Raw genomic sequence first — 19,293 nt, 5'->3', positions numbered from 1 at the left:
CGTCTCGTCGGGCCTCGCGCAGAGACCGATTGGCTCTGCGCGAGGCCCGCTGCCCGCTCCGGCCGGCCCGGTGAGAACCTCCGGCCGGCGCCACCTGATCGGCTCACCGGCGGCCTCGCCGCCGCCCCCGGAAGAATCGGGGTCAAGGCATGTAGAAGTCCTTGGGCAGGGCTTCGGCAGCGAGGATGTTCTCCCGGGAACGCTCGATCAGGCTGTCGTTGGTGTGCTCGGCAACCTGCCCCAGGTCGATCCCGTAGTACTTCCGTCGCGCATAGACCCACCCCTCCAGAGCGGATCTTGTCTTGAGCATGATGGGCAGATAAATCAGTTCGTCCACTGGTGCGGGAGACGTCTCCAGATAGCCGGAGACAAATGGCACCCAGTCCGTTTCCTCCTCGAGGAAACTCAGTGTCGCGGCAAGGTCGAACACATGAGGAGCATGCATCACCTCACCCCAGTCGAGGAGACCCACCCGGTCACCGTCGAAGCGGAACTCGGTCAGCCGCGGATCACAATGGATTATCCCGTCCGACAGTGTTTTCGGCGTGGCGTCAAAACCTTCGCGGATCGCTTGCTTGATCCAGTCGAGTCCTTCCAGGAAGGGCTGTTCCGCGAGCGCCCAGTCCATCTGATTCCACACCATCGTCTGCGGCAGCGGGGGGACGTCGCGCAGAGCGGCGTGGATACGGCCGAGGGTCCGGCCCGCCTGGGCCAGCTCTGCGGGATTCTCCGGGTCGGTGGGCCGACCGGGGACGTATTCGAGCAGTGCCCAGCACCAGTCGCCGTGTTCGACGACGATCTTGCCGTCCAGGGCCGGACGGGGAGCACCGGATGGGATACCTGCCCGTTCGGACATTCCTGCGGCACGCAGACCGGATTCGAATTTGATCTGCTGTTCCTTGGGTACGGCTTTCAGGACCGCGCGTTCGCCGTTCCCCTCAAGCAACCAGGTATGCGAGTTGTAGCCTATCTTCCAGGTGTCCTCGGGCCAGGGCATGACCGTGAAATCCGGCCTGTTCCACAGGTGCAGGGGAAGCCGGTCCGCATGAGGAGCTTCCGGCAGGGGGTCGAATACTGGCATCGTCTTCCCAATCGCTGGTTTCTTCGATTTATTCCCGGTCGACCGCAAAGGCATGGAGTCCGATAAATCCGCCAAGTGACTCTCCAGGCCCGTGCAGCGCTCAGTGTATTGCGGGGGCCCCGGCCCGGACAGGAAATCAGCCAACTGCATTACTTTAGCGGTCCCAAGACCGTGCTCTAGGGGTGATTAGGGGGGGAATGTTCGGAGGTCATTTGATTGACTGTCAAGCAATCTCACTCAATGACAGAGGAAGAAAGCCGCTTCGGCGGGCCTCCGGTCCCACAGGGAGTTGCTGTTTCGTGGCACAAGGCACTGATCAGATCGTTGTCGTCGGAATCGCGCACGGCCAGGAGTCCGATCCGGTCCTGTCTGTCGTCTGGAGGGCCGTCGAGGACTCCGGAGTGGTGCCGTCGGCCTCGCGCCGGGTGGTGGTGTTCGCCGAGACGGACGCGGAGGACCAGATGGCCGGAGTCCCGGTTCATGCCCTGCAGATACGCTCGCCGAAGGCAGGCACTCCGTTCGACAGCGCCGAGGAGTGCCTGCGCGACGAACACCCGGCGATGGTGGTCTCATTCGACAGAGCCGATGGCAAGGCAAACGCCGTCGCCCTGTCCTGGGGAACGCCCTCGGCCGACGACTACGGTCCGGTTCCCGTGGCCGCCGGGGAACGGCCGGCGTGGCTGCGGGCGCTCTCACCGCGCTTGCGTGCCGGCACGTCGGAACCCGACTCCCCTGTCCTGGTACCGCTGCTGCTCTCCGGCCACAGCGCGAGCGCGCTGAGGTCCCGCGCCGGTGAGCTGGCCGAACATCTGTGGCACCGTCCCGAGGTCTCCCTGCGCGACACCGCGATCACCCTGGCCACCGCTTGTACGGTCTGGCCGCACCGCCATCTGGTCACCGCGCGAGACAGGGCCTCGGCCATCGGCGCGCTGCGGGCTCTGGCCGCGGGAAGGTCGGGCGACAGCGTGGTGCACGGCGAGCCCGGGCCGGGCAGCGCCGTCTTCATCTTCCCGGGCCAGGGTGCCCAGTGGCTCGGCATGGGCGCTGAACTGGCCGCGGCGGCACCGGTCTTCCGGGAGAAGATGGCCGAGTGCGCACATGCGCTGCGGCCCTTCGCCGGATTCGACGTCACCGAGTTACTCTCGGGCGCCGTCGCGCTGGACCGTGTGGAAGTGATCCAGCCCGCCCTATTCGCCGTCATGGTCTCGCTGGCGGAACTGTGGCGGTCACACGGCGTCACGCCGGCCGCCGTGGTGGGACACAGTTTCGGCGAGATCGCGGCCGTGACCGCCGCCGGTGGCCTGTCCCTGACGGACGGTGCCCGGCTGGTCTGCGCGGTCAGCAAGGCGTTGGCGCGCCTTCAAGGGCAGGGCGAGATGGTGGCCGTGTCTCTGCCCGCCGGGCGGACGGCCGAACTGATCGCCGAGTGGGGTCTGGACCTGCACGTCGCGGTCGTCAACGGCCCGTACGCGACGGTCGTGGCCGGCTCCGGCGATGCCGCCGCCACCATGCTCGACCGGCTGCGCGCCCTGGGCGTGCGTGCCCGGCTGCTGCCCATCAACATCGCCGGGCACTCGCCGTACATGGAACCCGTCCACGAGTACCTGGTGCGGGAAGCGGCTGCGGTCCGGCCTCGTGCCACGGAGATCCCTGTCTACACATCGACCACGCCGCGTCCTCTCGACACCGGGAGTCTGGACGCCGAGCACTGGTTCGCCAGTCTGCGGGAGCCCGCCCGCTTCCAGGACGTCACCGAGGCACTGCTCCGCGAGGGCCACCGCGTGTTCGTGGAGATCAGTCCGCACCCGGTACTGACCCTCTCCGTCGAGGAGACCGCCGCGCACATCGGTGAGGACGTGGTCGTCCTGGAGACGATGCGCCGTGACGACGCCGGGCTCGACCGCCATCTCAAGGCCCTGGCAACGGCACATCTGCACGGTGTTGCTCCCGACTGGAACACCGTCCTGCCCGGCGCCCGCCGCGTCACCCTCCCCCCCTATCCGCTGGCCTCGGTCACGGCGGACGACGGGGACGGCACGGCGGGCGTGGCCGGTCCCCGCGAGCGGCTGTTGAGGTACGGCCCGGCGGAGCGGCTCACCGAGGCCGTACGCCTGGTAACGGACGCCGTGACCGCGGAACTGGGGCCGTCCACCACGGTCACGGACGCCGACGAGGCGTTCCGGTCCCTGGGCGTCGACTCCGCGGGAGCGCTGCGGATCCGCAACCGGCTGTGCGAGGTCACGGGTCTGCGGCTGCAACCGACGGTCCTCTTCGACCACCCCACCCCGCTGGCGGTGGCGGAGGAAGTGATCCGGATACTGCTCGGCGACACCACCGAACCCGCCCACGTCACCGTGGTCCCGGCTGATCCGCAGGAGCCGGTCGCGATCGTCGGCATGGCCTGCCGCTACCCGGGCGGCGTGGCCTCCCCCGAGGACCTGTGGCGGCTGGTCGCCGACGAAGTGGACGCCATCAGCGAGTTCCCCGACAACCGCGGCTGGGACCTGGACAAGCTCTACGATCCCGACCCCGACCAGCCGGGAACGTCGTACACCCGGCACGGAGGATTCCTCCACGACGCCGACCGGTTCGACCCCGGCTTCTTCGGCATGTCACCGCGCGAGGCCACGGCCACGGACCCGCAACAGCGGCTACTCCTGGAGACCGCGTGGGAAACCTTCGAGAACGCGGGGATCGACCCGACGGCCCTCAAGGGCAGCCGTACGGGCGTGTTCGCGGGCGTCATGCACGACGAATACGCCGCACGCCTCGCCAGAGCCCCTCAGGAGTTCGAGGGTTTCCTGCTGACCGGCAATCTGAGCAGTGTGGCCTCCGGGCGTATCGCCTACACCCTGGGCCTGGAGGGGCCCGCCGTCACCATCGACACGGCGTGCTCCTCCTCCCTGGTCGCCCTGCACATGGCGGCAGGCGCCCTGCGGCAGGGCGAGTGCGACCTCGCGCTCGCCGGCGGCGCCACGGTGATGCCCGGTCCTTCCACCTTCGTGGAGTTCTCCCGTCAGCGCGGTCTGGCGCCCGACGGCCGGTGCCGGCCGTTCTCGGCATCCGCGAACGGCACCGCCTGGTCAGAGGGTGCGGGCCTGATCCTGCTGCAGCGGCTGTCGGACGCCCGGCGGGACGGCAACCGGGTCCTGGCCGTCCTGCGCGGCTCGGCCGTCAACCAGGACGGAGCGAGCAACGGACTGACCGCTCCGAACGGTCCCTCCCAGGAACGGGTGATCCGGCAGGCCCTGGCCAACGCAGGCCTGCGGTCCGTCGATGTGGACGCCGTGGAGGCGCACGGCACCGGTACCTCGCTCGGCGACCCGATCGAGGCGGGGGCGCTGCTCGCCACGTACGGACGGGACCGCCCTGCGGACCGGCCTCTGTGGCTCGGCTCGCTGAAGTCCAACATCGGCCACACACAGGCCGCCTCAGGCATCGGCGGCGTGATCAAGATCGTCGAGGCCATGTGGCGCGGTGTCCTTCCGAAGACCCTCCACGTCGACGAGCCCACCCGGCACGTCGACTGGTCGGCCGGGGCCGTCCGGCTGCTGACCGAGGCCCGGCCGTGGCCCGAACCTGACGGCCGGCCCCGGCGCGCCGGCATCTCGTCCTTCGGCGTCAGTGGCACCAACGCGCATGTCGTCATCGAGCAGTGCCCCGCCCTCACCGCCGAGCCCGAACCCGGCGAGGTACCGGGCGCCGGTACCGCGGTGGCGTGGCTCGTGTCGGGAGCTGACGAGGCGGCACTGCGCGCCCAGGCCCGGCGGCTGCACGCCCATGTGACCGAGCGCCCCGGACCAAGCCCCGTCGACGTGGCGTTCTCCCTGGCCACCACGCGCGCGTCACTGCGTCACCGGGCCGCCGTCGTCGGCTCCGACCTCGACGGCTTGCTGGGCTCCCTCGCCGCCCTCGCCGACGGCGGCGCCCCGCCCACGGTGGTGCGGGCGGCCCCGGCCCCGCGCGGCAAGATCGCGTTCCTCTACTCCGGCCAAGGCAGCCAGCGGCTCGGCGCCGGCCGTGAGCTGTACACCGCGTCGCCTGTCTTCGCGAGGGCCCTGGACGAGGTGTGCGCCCATCTCGACCCCCTGCTCGACCGGCCGCTGAAGCAGGTGCTCTTCGCCTCGGAGAACACCGAGGAGGCGGTCCTGCTGGACCGGACCGCCTTCACCCAGGCCGCGCTCTTCGCGGTCCAGGTCGCCCTCCACCGGGTGGTCGAGCACCATGGCCTAGTCCCCGACCATCTGCTCGGCCATTCCATCGGTGAGGTCACCGCCGCCCACTTGGCCGGGGTGCTGTCCCTGGCGGACGCGTGCCGTCTGGTGGCCGCGCGCGGCAGGCTGATGCAGGCCGTTGGCGAAGGGGGGGCGATGGTCGCCCTTGAGGCCGGCGAACAGGAGGTTCGTGACTCCCTGAGCGGCCTGGACGACGCGGTCGTGATAGCAGCCGTCAACACCCGCCGGGCTACCGTCGTCTCAGGCGACGAGGAGGCCGTCGAGCAGGTCTCCGCGCACTGGCGCTCCCTGGGCCGCAAGACCCGGCGTCTGAATGTCTCCCATGCGTTCCACTCCCCGCACATGGACAAGATCCTCGGCGAGTTCCTCGACGAGGTGGCGGACCTGAGCTTCCACGCCCCCCGCGTGCCCGTCGTCTCCAACGTGACCGGCGTCCGCGCCACCCCGGAGCAGCTGTGCTCGCCGGACTACTGGGCGCGCCACATCCGTGAGACCGTCCGGTTCGCCGACGGTGTCGCCTTTCTGGAGCAAGAGGGCGTCACCGACTACCTGGAGATCGGTCCCGACGGGGTACTGACGGCCCTGGTCCAGGGCTGCCTGACCACACCGGCCGCGGCCCTTGCCCCTGTGCTGCGGGCCGGTCGGCCGGAGGGCGAGACGATGGCCGCCGCGCTGGTGCTGGCGTACCTGCGGGGTCACCCGCTCGACCGGGCCGCGCTGTTCCCGCGCGGCCGGAGTGTGCCACTGCCGACGTACGCGTTCCAGCGCTCGCGACACTGGCTGGAGGACGCGCCGGTGGCGGCCGACGCCTTCGGACTCGGTCTCTCACCCGCCGACCACCCGCTGCTCGGAGCGGCGCTTGGTATGGCCGGCCGCGACGAGGCCGTGTTCACCGGCCGCCTGTCGCGGGCGACACACCGCTGGCTGACCGACCACACCGTGTCCGATACGGTCATACTGCCGGGCACCGGCTTGGTGGAGATCGTGCTGCGCGCCGCCGATCAGCTCGGCTGCGGACGCGTCGAGGACCTGACGCTCTCCGCTCCGCTACCGGTGCCCGAGCGGGGCGGCATACGGCTCCAGGTGGTGGTCGGCGCGGCCGACGACTCGGGGAACCGCCCCGTGTCGGTCCACTCGTGCCCGGACACCGAGCCAGGACGGCCCTGGACCCTCCATGGCGAGGGCACACTCGCCCCGGTCGGCACCCAGCCCGCGGCCGAGCCACCGGTGTGGCCGCCGACCGGTGCCCAGGAGGTGCCACTGGACGGCGTGTACGACCGTCTGGAGGAGCACGGTTACCGCTACGGGCCCGCCTTCCGTGGACTGCGGCGTGTCTGGCGCTCCGACGGTGAGATCTTCGCGGAGGTGGCCCTGCCCGACGAGCAGCGTGCCACCGCGGACGCCTTCCTCCTGCACCCCGCCCTGCTCGACGCGGCGCTGCACGCCCTGTTGCCGGGTGTCGCGGGCCCTGACCGCGGCCCCTTCCTGCCGTTCGCCTGGGCGGGAGTGACACTCCACGCGGCACACGCGTCGCTGCTGCGCGCGCGTCTGACGTGGCAGGGAGACGACGCGGTCTCCCTGACCGTCACGGACGGCTCCGGCGCCACGGTGGCCACCGTGGACTCACTGGTCCTGCGACCGCTGTCCCGCGAGACCTTCACCCAGGTCGCCCGCGCCACCCAGGACGGCTTGTTCCAGATCGAGTGGACCGACGCGCTCACCGCGGACCAGGGCGCCCGGACCGGCGAATGGGCCGTACTCGGCGACGGCATGGCCGCAGCCCCGACCGACCACACGGTGTCCGCCCTGAACCTCACCGAGCTGGCCCGAGCGGCGGACGCGGGCGCCCGGGTCCCCGGCACGGTGCTGCTGCCGCTCGCACAGCACACCGGGGACGCGCCGGTCCCCGCCGCCGTCCGCGACACACTGCGGCGGGTCCTGGCAGTGGCCCAGCAGTGGTCGCGTGACGAGCAGTTCGCCGACTCCCGGCTGGTGGTGGTCACCCGCGGGGCCGTGGCTGTGGGCCGCGAGGAGGCGCCGGATCTTGTGCACGCCGGTGTGTGGGGCCTGGTGCGTTCGGCCGCCACGGAGGAGCCAGGGCGCTTCGCCCTCCTGGACACCGACGGCACGCCGTACGACCCTGCGGTGCTCGCTGGGGCGCTGGCGGCCGGCGAGACCCAACTCGCGCTGCGCGCGGGCCGACTGCTGACCCCGCGGCTGACCCGCGTGCCCGCCGCCCACGGGCGGCAGGACACGCCGCGCTGGGGGGACGGCACGACTCTCATCACCGGTGCCACCGGCACCCTGGGCGCCCATCTGGCCCGCCATCTCGTCGAGCACCACGGCGCCCGGCACCTGCTTCTGCTCAGCCGGCGCGGCGACCGGGCGCTTGGCGCCACCCGACTCGCCGCCGAACTCACCGCGGCCGGGGCCCATGTCACTCTCGCGGCCTGCGACGCCGCCGACCGCGACAGCCTCGCCAGCGTCCTCGCCTCCATCCCGGCCGAACATCCCCTCAAGGCCGTCGTCCACACCGCCGGCGTCGTCGATGACGGAGTCCTCTCCGCCCTCACGCCCGAACGCCTGGACGCCGTCCTGCGTCCCAAGAGCGACGCCGCGTGGAACCTCCACGAACTCACCCGGGGCCATGACCTCGACGCCTTCGTCCTCTACTCCTCCCTCGCGGGTCTCCTCGGCACAGCGGGACAGGCCAACTACGCCGCCGCCAACACCTTCCTCGATGCGCTCGCCCACCACCGCCGTGCCCAGGGGCTCCCCGCTCGCTCCATCGCCTGGGGACTCTGGCGGGAGACCAGCACAGGCACCAGCGATCTCGACGACACCGACCTCCAACGACTCGCACGCTCCGGCCTGCTGCCGCTGACCACCGAGGACGGCATCGCCCTCTTCGACGCCGCGCGAGACGCAGAAGAGCCCGTGGTGGCCGCCGCGCACATCGACACCACAGCGCTACGGCACTCCGGCGCCGAGTCCCATCCACTCCTGCGGGGCCTGGTGCCCCCCGCACGGCGCAGCGCCCAGTCCGGCGACGTCGGGCCGGGGACGGCTGGACCGTCACTGGCCGAGCGGCTCGTGGGGCTGCCCTCCCCCGACCGGGAGCGCGTGCTCCAGGACCTGGTGCGGACGCACGTCGCCGAGGTGCTCGGCCACGGCAACGACGGCGTCGAGACCGGACGGAGCTTCCAGGACCTGGGCTTCGACTCGCTCACCGCCGTCGAACTGCGCAACCGCCTCACCACCGCGACCGGACTGCGCCTGCCCGCCACACTCGTCTTCGACCACCCCAGCCCGGCAGCTCTCGCCACGCACCTGCACACGCGGTTCGCGGACGAGCTGTCGCCCGCCGGACCGGTGATCGCGGAGCTCGAGCGGCTCAGGACGGTCATCCCCTTGGTGGCCGCGGACCGCGGCGCGCAGCAGGAGATCACCGCGCGGTTGCATGATCTCCTCGACCTCCTCGGAGAGGCTGGCCGTGCCGCCGGACCCGACGACGACCTCGAATCGGCCAGCGACGAAGACCTGTTCGCCCTGGTCGACGAACTCGACTGACGACCGGCAGCGGACACCCACTCGTTCCCTCCGACCAACCCGGCCGGCAACGGACACCGGCTTGCCGCTGTCAACCAACCCGACCGACGACCGGCGGCGGGGACCGCTCGTTCCTCCGAACCCACCCCGACCACACGCACGCCCGCATCAGGGCACGCACTTCATCCCTGGGAGCTGACCCACGTGGCTGACGAGAAAGAACTCCGTGTATATCTCAAGCGGGCCATCGCCGACGCGCGTGACGCGCGCAGACGCCTGCGTGAGGTCGAGGCGAGGGCGCAGGAGCCGGTCGCGATCGTCGGCATGGCCTGCCGTTACCCGGGCGGCGTGGCCTCCCCCGAGGACCTGTGGCGGCTGGTCGCCGACGAAGTGGACGCCATCAGCGAGTTCCCCGACAACCGCGGCTGGGACCTGGACAAGCTCTACGATCCCGACCCCGACCAGCCGGGAACGTCGTACACCCGGCACGGAGGATTCCTCCACGACGCCGACCGGTTCGACCCCGGCTTCTTCGGCATGTCACCGCGCGAGGCCCTCGCCTCCGACGCCCAGCAGCGGCTGCTGCTGGAGACCGCCTGGGAAACCTTCGAGAACGCCGGGCTCAACCCCACCGTGTACCGGGGGAGCCGGACCGGGGTCTTCACCGGGCTGATGTACACCGACTACGGTTCCCGCCCGAATCTTCCGGTGGAGGGCCTGGAAGGCTACCTTTACAGCGGCAGCGCGGGCAGCATCGCGGCGGGTCGGCTGGCCTACACCTTCGGGCTGGAAGGCCCGGCCGTGAGTGTCGACACGGCCTGCTCCTCCTCCCTCGTGGCCCTGCACCTCGCGGTCAACGCCCTGCGCCAGGGCGAGTGCGACCTCGCTCTGGCCGGCGGTGCGGCGGTGATGTCCACCCCTGTCGGCTTCGTGGAGTTCTCCCGTCAGCGCGGGCTGGCGCCCGACGGCCGGATCAAGTCGTTCGCCGCAGCGGCGGACGGGACGGCCTGGTCGGAGGGCGTGGGACTGCTGCTGGTGGAACGGCTGTCGGATGCGCGGAGGGCGGGCCATCGGGTGCTGGCGGTGGTGCGGGGCAGCGCGGTGAACCAGGACGGGGCGTCCAACGGGCTGACGGCACCGAACGGTCCGTCGCAGGAGCGGGTGATCCGGCAGGCACTGGCGAACGCCGGGCTGAAGACTTCGGACGTGGACACTGTGGAGGCGCACGGAACCGGTACCCGGTTGGGGGATCCGATCGAGGTGCAGGCCCTGCAGGCCACGTACGGGCATCAGCGCACGGCTGAACAGCCGCTCTACCTGGGGTCGTTGAAGTCGAACATCGGGCACGCCCAGGCTGCCGCCGGGGTCGGCGGTGTGATCAAGATGGTGCAGGCGATGCGGTACGGGATGTTGCCGCGGACCCTGCACGTGGACGCTCCGACCCCCCTGGTGGACTGGGAGTCCGGTGAGGTGCAATTGCTGACCGAGGCCCGGGAGTGGCCCGCGGTGGAAGGGCGGCCGCGGCGGGCGGCCGTGTCGTCGTTCGGCCTGGGCGGCACGAACGCCCATGTCATCGTGGAGGAGGACACACAGGAGCAGCCCGCCGAAGAGTCCCGCGCCGTCGGAACGCCGCCGGTTGTGCCGTGGGTGCTGTCGGCGGCGACGCGGCAGGCACTGGCCGGGCAGGCGGGCCGGCTGCTGCAGCACCTGGAGCAGAACCCCGGACAGACGTCGCTGGACGTGGCGTACTCACTGGCCACCACACGGGCGGCGCTCGACCGGCGTGCCGTGATCGTGGCTCCCGACCGGGAGGAGGCACTGGAGCGGCTACGCGTCCTCGCCGACGGTGGTCATGGGGCCGGGCTGATCGAGGACGGCGCCGTAGCACCGTCGAGGACCGCGTTCGTGTTTCCCGGGCAGGGCTCCCAGTGGGCCGGCATGGGCGCGGAACTCCTGGACGCCTCCCCCGTGTTCGCGGAACGTATCGCCGCCTGCTCAGAAGCGTTCGCGCCCTTCGTGGACTGGTCCCTGGAGGACGTCCTGCGCCGCGCCGACGGCGCCCCGTCCCTGGACCGTGTCGACGTCGTCCAGCCCGTCCTGTTCGCCGTGATGGTGTCCCTCGCCGCGCTGTGGCAGTCGTACGGCGTACGCCCGGAAGGGGTGGTGGGCCACTCGCAGGGCGAGATCGCAGCGGCCTTCACGGCCGGTATCCTCACGCTGGAGGACGCCGCCCGTGTGGTGACGCTGCGCAGCCAGGCCATCAGGCGGGTGCTGGCGGGACTGGGCGGCATGGCGTCGGTGGCCCTGACCGCCGAACAGGTCCGCGAGCGCATCACCCCCTGGGGGGACGGCCTCCAGATCGCAGCCGTCAACGCCCCGTCCTCGGTAGTCGTATCGGGCGAGGCCGCGCCGCTCGAAGAGCTCCTGGAAACCCTGGCCGGCCAGGATGTACGGGCCAGGCGGATCCCTGTCGACTACGCCTCGCACTCGGCGCACGTGCAGCTCGTCGAGGACGAATTGAACGAGCTGCTGGCTCCGGTACGCCCCCGGGAGGCGAAGATCCCCTTCCTGTCCACCGTCACAGGTGAGTGGATGAAGGGCCCTGAACTCGACGCCTCCTACTGGTACCGCAACCTGCGGCAGACAGTGGAACTGCACGATGCGGTGCGCAGGCTCCTGGACGACGGGTTCGGGACGTTCGTGGAGCCCAGCGCCCACCCCGTGCTGACGGTCGCCGTGCAGGAGACCGCCGAGGCCGCCGGTGCGGACATCACCGTCCTGGGCTCGCTGCGCCGCGACGAGGGCGGTCCGCACCGCATGTGGACCTCCGTCGGACAGGCCTGGGCCCGAGGTGTCGGCCTGGACTGGGACGCCCTCTTCGAGGCAATGGGTGCCCGGCGGACCGATCTGCCGACGTACGCCTTCCAGCGGGCGCGGTACTGGCTGGAGGGCACGTTCGCTCCCCGTGACGCGTCGGGTCTCGGGCTGGTGACCGCGGATCATCCCCTGCTCCGCGCGGCCTTGGGTATCGCCGACCGCGACGAGACCGTGTTCACCGGGCGTATCTCCCTGAACTCCCACCCCTGGCTCGCCGCCCACCGAGTCTTCGACGCGGTGCTGCTGCCGGCCACGGGCTTCGTCGACCTGGTGCTTCGCGCCGGAGACCAGGTGGACTGCGACTGCGTGCAGGATCTGACAATCGCCACTCCCCTGGTGATGCCCGAGCGGGGTGACGTGCTGCTTCAGGTCGTGGTCGGCGAGTCCGACGGTTCGGGCCGCCGCACGTTCGGCGTGTACGCGCGACCGGACGAGGACGGTTCGGCCTGGACCCTGCACGCGAGCGGGGTGCTCGCCCCCGCCGGCGGGGACGAGGACGGCCCCGTCGGCCTCACGGTGTGGCCGCCGGCCGGCGCAGAGGAAGTCCCGGTCCCGGACGACCTCTACGACCGTCTCGCCCATCACGGCTACGGCTACGGCGGCGCCTTTCGCGGGCTGCGGCGCGTCTGGCGGGCGGACGGCGATCTCCACGCCGAGGTGTCGCTCGGTGAGGAGGAACGCGCGGACGCGGCCTCGTTCGTCGTGCACCCCGCCCTGCTGGACGCGGCGCTGCACCCGCTGCTGCCGGGCGTGACCGGTGCGGACGGCCCCGCGCTGCTGCCGTTCGCATGGTCCGGTGTACGGGTGTACGCCACCGGTGCCACCGAGTTGCGCGTCCGGCTGACGGCCAGGGACGCGCAGACCGTGAGCCTGATCGTCACCGACGCGGCGGGCGTCCCGGTCGCCACGGTGGAGAACCTGGATCTGCGACCGCTCACCCAGGACGCGCGGCCCGGATCCGGCAGGGGCGCACGGGGAAGCCTGCTCCGTGTGGAGTGGACGCCGCGCCACGCCGACGGGACGGCGGGAGCCATCGGCACCTGGGCCGTCCTGGGTGGCACACAACCCTTCACGGCCGCCGGTGTCGTCCACGCATACGCCAGTCTTGCCGAACTCGTACGCGCGGTGGAGAACGGCGATCCCGCACCGGACACGGTCCTGTTGCCGTTGTCACCCGAAGGCAACGGCGACGAGAGGACCGGTGCCCGCGCCCGCGCGGCGGTGCAGACCCTGCTGGAGACTGTCCGGACCTGGTCGCAGGACGAGCGGTTCGCCTCATCCCGGCTGGTGGTGGTCACCCGCGGGGCCGTGGGGGTGGACGACGACGTGCCGGACCTCGTGCACGCCGGTGTGTGGGGCCTGGTGCGTTCGGCGGTCGCGGAGAACCCGGGCCGTTTCGCTCTCGTGGACATCGACGCCGTGGGACATGAAGCGGGGCCGGTCGCGGCGGCGCTGGACGCCGGCGAGACCCAGCTGGCGCTGCGCGCCGGCCGGCTCCTGACACCGCGCCTGACCCGCACGACACCAACCGGCGCCGAGGAGGGCGTGCCGCGCTGGGACCACGGCACGATCCTGATCACCGGTGCCACCGGCACTCTGGGCGGCCTGCTGGCCCGGCACCTGGTCGAACGGCACGGCGCGCGGCATCTGTTGCTGCTCGGCCGGCGCGGGAACCAGACACCGGGCGCCGCCGAACTCGCCGCGGAGCTCACCGGGGCCGGTGCCGAGGTCACCTTCGCGTCCTGCGACGCCGCTGATCGGGACGCTCTCGGCCGGGTCCTGGCCGACATCCCCGCGGACCGTCCGCTCACCGCCGTGGTGCACGCCGCCGGTGTCGTGGACGACGGGGTTCTCCCGGCCCTCACACCTGAGCGGCTCGACACCGTCCTGCGGCCCAAGACCGACGCGGCCTGGAACCTGCACGACCTCACCCGCGATCTCGGCCTGGAAGCCTTCGTCGTCTACTCCTCCCTCGCCGGCCTCCTGGGCACGGCAGGACAGGCGAACTACGCCGCGGGCAACTCTTTCCTCGACGCGCTCGCCCACCACCGCCGTGCCCAGGGGCTGCCCGCCGTCTCCATCGCCTGGGGACTGTGGCGGGAGGCGAGCACCAGCACCAGTCACCTGGACGAGACCGACCTCAGAAGGATGGCCCGCTCCGGCCTGCCGCCGCTGTCCGCCGAAGACGGCGCCGCGCTGTTCGACGCCGCGCAGTGCGCCGGGGAGGCCGTACTGGCGGCGACCCGGGTGGACACCGTCGCTCTGTCGCGGCCCGGCGCCGAACCCCACGCGCTGCTGCGCGGCCTGGCACCCCGCGTACGGCGGCGCGCCGGCTCCGGCGACGGCGGTTCGGGGTCCGGCGGATCGTCGTGGGCTCAGCGGCTCGCGGAGCTGCCCGCCGCCGACCGGGAACGCGCGCTCCTCGACCTGGTGCGCACGCACGTCACCGAGGTGCTCGGATACTCGGGCGGCTCGGACGTCGACGACGACAGCGCGTTCAAGGCCCTCGGCTTCGACTCGCTCACCGCCGTCGAACTGCGCAACCGCCTCAACGCCGCGACCGGACTGCGCCTGCCTGCCACGCTCGTCTTCGACCATCCCAGCCCGGCGGCCCTCGCCGCGCACCTGTCGGCGGAGATCCGGGGTGCAGGGGACCACCGTGCGGGCGTCCCGGGCGTCCCGGGCGTTGCGGCCGACGCGGACACCAGCACCGAACCCATCGCGATCGTCGGCATGGCGTGCCGGTTCCCCGGCGGGGTGACCTCCCCTGAGGAGCTGTGGCGGCTGGTGGCCGACGGGGCGGACGCCATCACCGGGTTCCCCTCCGACCGCGGCTGGAACCTGGCCGGCCTCTACCACCCCGACCCGGACCGGGTCGGCAGGAGTTACGTGCGCGAGGGCGGGTTCATCGACGACCCCGCCGGATTCGACGCGGACTTCTTCGGCATTCCACCGCGCGAGGCACTGGCGATGGATCCCCAGCAGCGGATCTTCCTGGAGACCTCGTGGGAGGCCGTCGAACACGCCGGCATTGATCCGCAGTCGCTGCGCGGCAGCCGTACCGGCGTGTTCGCCGGAACGATGTACAACGACTACTACACCCGGCTGAACGGCATCCCGGACGGCCTCGAAGGCATCCTCGGCATCGCCAACAGCAACAGTGTCATGTCCGGCCGGCTCTCCTACCTGCTCGGCCTCGTGGGCCCAGCGGTCACAGTGGACACCGCCTGCTCGTCCTCGCTGGTCACGCTGCACCTCGCCTGCCAGGCGCTGCGGCAGGGGGAGTGCGACCTCGCGCTGGCGGGCGGGGCCACCGTGATGGCGTCGCCCAACATCTTCATCGAGTTCAGCCGCCAGGGCGGGCTGGCCCGGGACGGCCGCTCCAAGCCGTTCTCCGCCGACGCGGACGGCACCGGCTGGTCGGAGGGTGTCGGTGTGCTCCTCGTGGAGCGGCTCTCCGACGCCCGGCGTCTCGGGCACGAAGTGCTGGCCGTCGTACGCGGTTCCGCCGTCAATCAGGACGGCGCGTCCAACGGCCTGACCTCGCCGAACGGGCCTTCACAGCAGCGGGTCATCGAGGCCGCTCTCGGTCAGGCGCGTGTCCCGGCGTCCGCCGTCGACGCCGTCGAGGCGCACGGCACCGGTACCCGGCTCGGCGACCCGATCGAAGCCCAGGCGCTCATCGCCGTGTACGGCCGCGAACGCGAGCGGGACAGGCCGCTGTACTTGGGCTCGCTCAAGTCGAACCTGGGGCACTCCCAGGCGGCGGCCGGCGTGGGGGGTGTGATCAAGATGGTGCAGGCGATGCGGCACGAGGTGCTGCCGCGGACCCTGCACGCGGACACCCCGTCGCACGAGGTCGACTGGTCGGCGGGCACGGTGGCGCTGCTGACCGAGGAGCGGCCCTGGCCGCGCGGGCGGCGTCCGCGCCTGGCGGGGGTGTCCTCGTTCGGCATCAGCGGCACCAACGCGCACGTGATCCTGGAGGAAGGCAATCCGCTGCGCGGAACCGGACTCCCGTCCGACGCTAACACCAGGGCCCCATCCAGCCAGGATGAGCCGGGTGCGGACGCCGGGCACCTCCCGTTCGTCCTCTCGGCCAGGACCGCGGACGGCCTGCCTGCGCAGGCGCGGGCACTGCACGCGCACCTGCTGGCCAGTCCCGGACTAGCCCCGTCCGATGTGGCCTGGTCGCTCGCGTCGGCCCGTTCCGCTTTCGACCACCGTGCCGTGGTGGTCGCCGCGGACCGGGAGAAGCTGCTGTCCGGGCTCGAAGCGCTCGGCACCGCGGACGCCATCCGCCCTGCGTCGGTGGTCACCGACACGGTGCGGCGTGGCCGAGTGGTGCTGATGTTCCCGGGACAGGGTTCGCAGTGGCTCGGCATGGGCCGCCGCCTGCTCGCCGAGTCGGATGTGTTCGCCGCCGCGGTGCGGGAGTGCGAGCAGGCGCTGGCACCTCATATCGACTGGTCCCTGTCGGAGGTCCTGCGCGGCACGGACAGCGCGATTCCCGAGACCGTGGACGTGGTTCAGCCCGCCTTGTTCGGCGTCATGGTGTCCCTGGCCAGGATGTGGCAGCACTGGGGCGTTCCGGTGGAGGCCGTGGTGGGCCACTCGCAGGGGGAGATCGCCGCCGCCTGCGTCTCCGGTGCGCTGTCGCTGGCCGACGGGGCACGGGTGGTCACCACTCGGTCTCGGCTGCTGGGCGACCTCTCCGGGACCGGGGGAATGGTGTTCGTGGGCCTGTCCGCGCAGGAGGTGCGGGACCGGCTGGACGACCGGCTGTCGGTCGCCGCGGTGAACGGGCACCGGTCCGTGGTGGTGTCGGGTCCGGACGACGCGCTCGGAGAACTGATCGAGTCCGCGAGGGCGGACGGCGTCCAGGTCCGCCGGGTCGACGTGGACTACGCCTCGCACTCGCCGGCGGTGGAGGCGGTCCGCGAGCGGCTGCTGGCCGAGCTGGAGGGCATCGCCCCGCGGGCCGGCACCGTACCGCTGTACTCGACGGTGACCGGCACCCGGTTGTCGGGATCCGAACTGGACGCGGAGTACTGGTACCGCAACCTGCGGGAGACGGTGCTGCTGCAGAGCGCGGTCGAGGCTCTGACCGCCGACGGGTTCGCGTTCTTCGTCGAGTGCAGCCCGCACCCGGTGCTCGCGGTCGGCGTACGGGAGACGCTGGACTCGCTGGATGGCGGCGGTGTGGTGTGCGGCTCGCTGCGCCGGGACCACGGAGGCATGGACCGCATGTTCCTGTCGCTGGCCGAGGGGTACACACGCGGGCTCCCCGTGGACTGGGCCCGTGTGCTCCCGGCGGGCCGCCGCGCGGACCTGCCCACCTACGCGTTCCGGCACCGCCGCTTCTGGCTCGACGCCTCCGAAGGACGGCCGGTGTCGCACGGATCCGATACGGACGCCTGGTTCTGGGACGCGGTCGAGCGCGGGGACCTGGCAAAGCTGTCCGGTGGGATCGGCCGTGCGGAGGGGCTCGCCGAGGTGGTGCCAGCGCTCGCCGACTGGCGCCGCAGAAGCAGGCGGCGGTCCGATCTGGACTCCTGGCACTACGAGATCGCCTGGCGTGACTGCCCACTCGACGACGGCACTGCGCCCTTGGGCCGATGGCTGCTGCTGACGCCCGGTACGGCCGCGTCCGAGCGACTGCGGGCCCTGCTGGTGGAGCGGGGGCTGGACCTGGTCACTGTGACGATGGGGGCGGACGACGCCGACCGTACGGTGGTGGGCTCCAGGGTCGCGGCAGCGGACGACGATCAGCCGCGGGAGTACGAGGGCGTCCTGTCCCTGCTGGGTCTGGACGAACGGCCGCACCCGTCGTTGCCGGGGCTGCCCACGGGGCTCGCGCTGACCGTCACCGCGGTCCAGGCCCTGGGCGACCTGGGTATTGACGCTCCTTTGTGGGCGGTCACAAGCGGTGCCGTGGGAGCCGGAGAAGTTCCGCGCAGCCCGGAGCAGAGCCAAGTGTGGGGTCTGGGCCGAGTCGTGGGCCTGGAACACCCCAGGCGCTGGGGAGGCCTGGTGGACCTTCCCGCGGACCCCGACACGAGTACCGCCGCGGCACTGCTGCGGGTGCTGGCCGGGGGCCACGGAGAGGATCAGTTGGCGATACGGGCCTCGGGCACCCGGGTACGCCGGCTCGTCCGGCACGAGCCGCCGGTCCTGGCGGCGGACCGCGGGTGGCAGCCCTCGGGGACCGTGCTGATCACCGGCGCCGGCGGATCGCTGGGACCGCATCTCGCCCGGTGGGCGGCCGAGCGCGGAGCGAAGCACCTGGCCCTGCTGAGCCGGCGCGGACCGCAGTCGCCCGGCATGCTGGAACTCGTCGCCGAGCTCGGCGAAGCGGGGTGCACCGCGACCGTTTTCTCCTGTGACGTACGGGACCGGGAACGGCTGGACGGGGTACTGCGCGAACTGGAGGAGGTCGGGCATCCAGTGACCACCGCCCTGCATGCCGCCGCCCACCTGGACATCGCGCCCCTGGAGTCGGCCCCCTTGTCGCACTTCTCCGAGGTGGTGGACGCGAAGGTGGCGGGCGCGGTGAACCTGGCCGAGCTGCTCGACCCCGCACACCTGCGCGAGCTCGTCCTGTACTCGTCCATCGCCGGGGTCTGGGGCAGCGGCGACCACGGCGCCTACGGTGCGGCCAACGCACATCTCGACGCGTACGCCGAACGCTGCCGCGCGCAGGGGCTCCCGGTGACGTCGCTGGCCTGGAGCATCTGGGACGAGGAGGTGACCAAGGACCGCGCGGACGTCGAACGCGTCGTCCGCCAGGGCCTGCCGTTCCTCGACCCGTCCACCGCCTTCGAGGGCCTGTACCGGACCCTGTCCTCCGAGCGGGCGTTCGAGGTGATCGCCGACGTGGACTGGGCTCGGTTCGTCCCGGTGTTCACCTCGGTACGCAGCAGCCCCCTGATCGAGGACTTCGTCGAGGCGGTCTCCGAACGGCAGGACGCCGACGCCCCCGCCGGGGGCACCGATGCCGGTTTCCGGGAGCGGCTGGCTGCGATGACACCCACGGACCGCGAGCGCGCTCTGTTGGAACTGGTCCGGACGAACGGCGCGGTGGTGCTGGGACGCGGCGCGGACGACCAGCTGCCGTCGGACCAGGAGTTCCAGCAGGCTGGTTTCGACTCGCTGCTCTCGGTCGATCTACGCAACCGGCTCGGCCGGGCCACGGGCCTCACCCTGCCGCCGACGCTGCTTTTCGACCACACAACCCCGGCCCGCCTCGCGAAACACCTGCTCACCGAACTCTTCGACGAGGAAGCCCCCACGGCCGAGACGGTCATCGGCCGGCTCGACCGGATCGAGGCGGACTTCCAGGCCCTGGTGGCCGACGACTCGGTCCGGCTGCGGCTGGCGGCCCGTGTCGAGTCCCTCCTCGGGGCCGTACGCGGCACCGGCAGCACGGCGGACCAGACGCCGAGCCTGGAATCCGTCGGCAGCACCGACGAGTTGCTGGAGTTGCTCGACAACCGGTTCGGCGAGTCGTGAACGGCACCTGCCACCAGGCCGTGTCTCCCACAGGACCAG

At 71.7% G+C, this 19,293-nt stretch carries 2 protein-coding genes and 1 pseudogene; 2 read left to right on the top strand and 1 reads right to left on the bottom strand.

Annotated features, from left to right (window positions below; translation table 11 throughout):
* Positions 1 to 142: 142 nt before the first annotated feature.
* A complete protein-coding gene (locus ACIBAF_RS39960) occupies positions 143 to 1,225 on the bottom strand; it encodes a phosphotransferase enzyme family protein (protein WP_399470078.1) in 1,083 nt (360 codons plus the stop codon).
* A 155-nt stretch (positions 1,226 to 1,380) separates the two neighbouring features.
* Here ACIBAF_RS39960 and ACIBAF_RS39955 point away from each other — a divergent pair, with 155 nt between their 5' ends.
* Both ACIBAF_RS39955 and ACIBAF_RS39950 read left to right on the top strand, forming a co-directional pair.
* A complete protein-coding gene (locus ACIBAF_RS39955; protein WP_399470076.1) occupies positions 1,381 to 8,886 on the top strand; it encodes an SDR family NAD(P)-dependent oxidoreductase in 7,506 nt (2,501 codons plus the stop codon).
* 225 nt (positions 8,887 to 9,111) lie between these two features.
* Positions 9,112 to 19,254, top strand: a pseudogene (locus ACIBAF_RS39950) (type I polyketide synthase); the annotation flags it as partial.
* Positions 19,255 to 19,293: the final 39 nt, after the last annotated feature.

The sequence above is a fragment of the Streptomyces sp. NPDC051677 genome (genome assembly GCF_044453465.1).
Lineage (GTDB): Bacteria > Actinomycetota > Actinomycetes > Streptomycetales > Streptomycetaceae > Streptomyces.
This window is presented reverse-complemented; position numbering and strand designations above follow the sequence as displayed.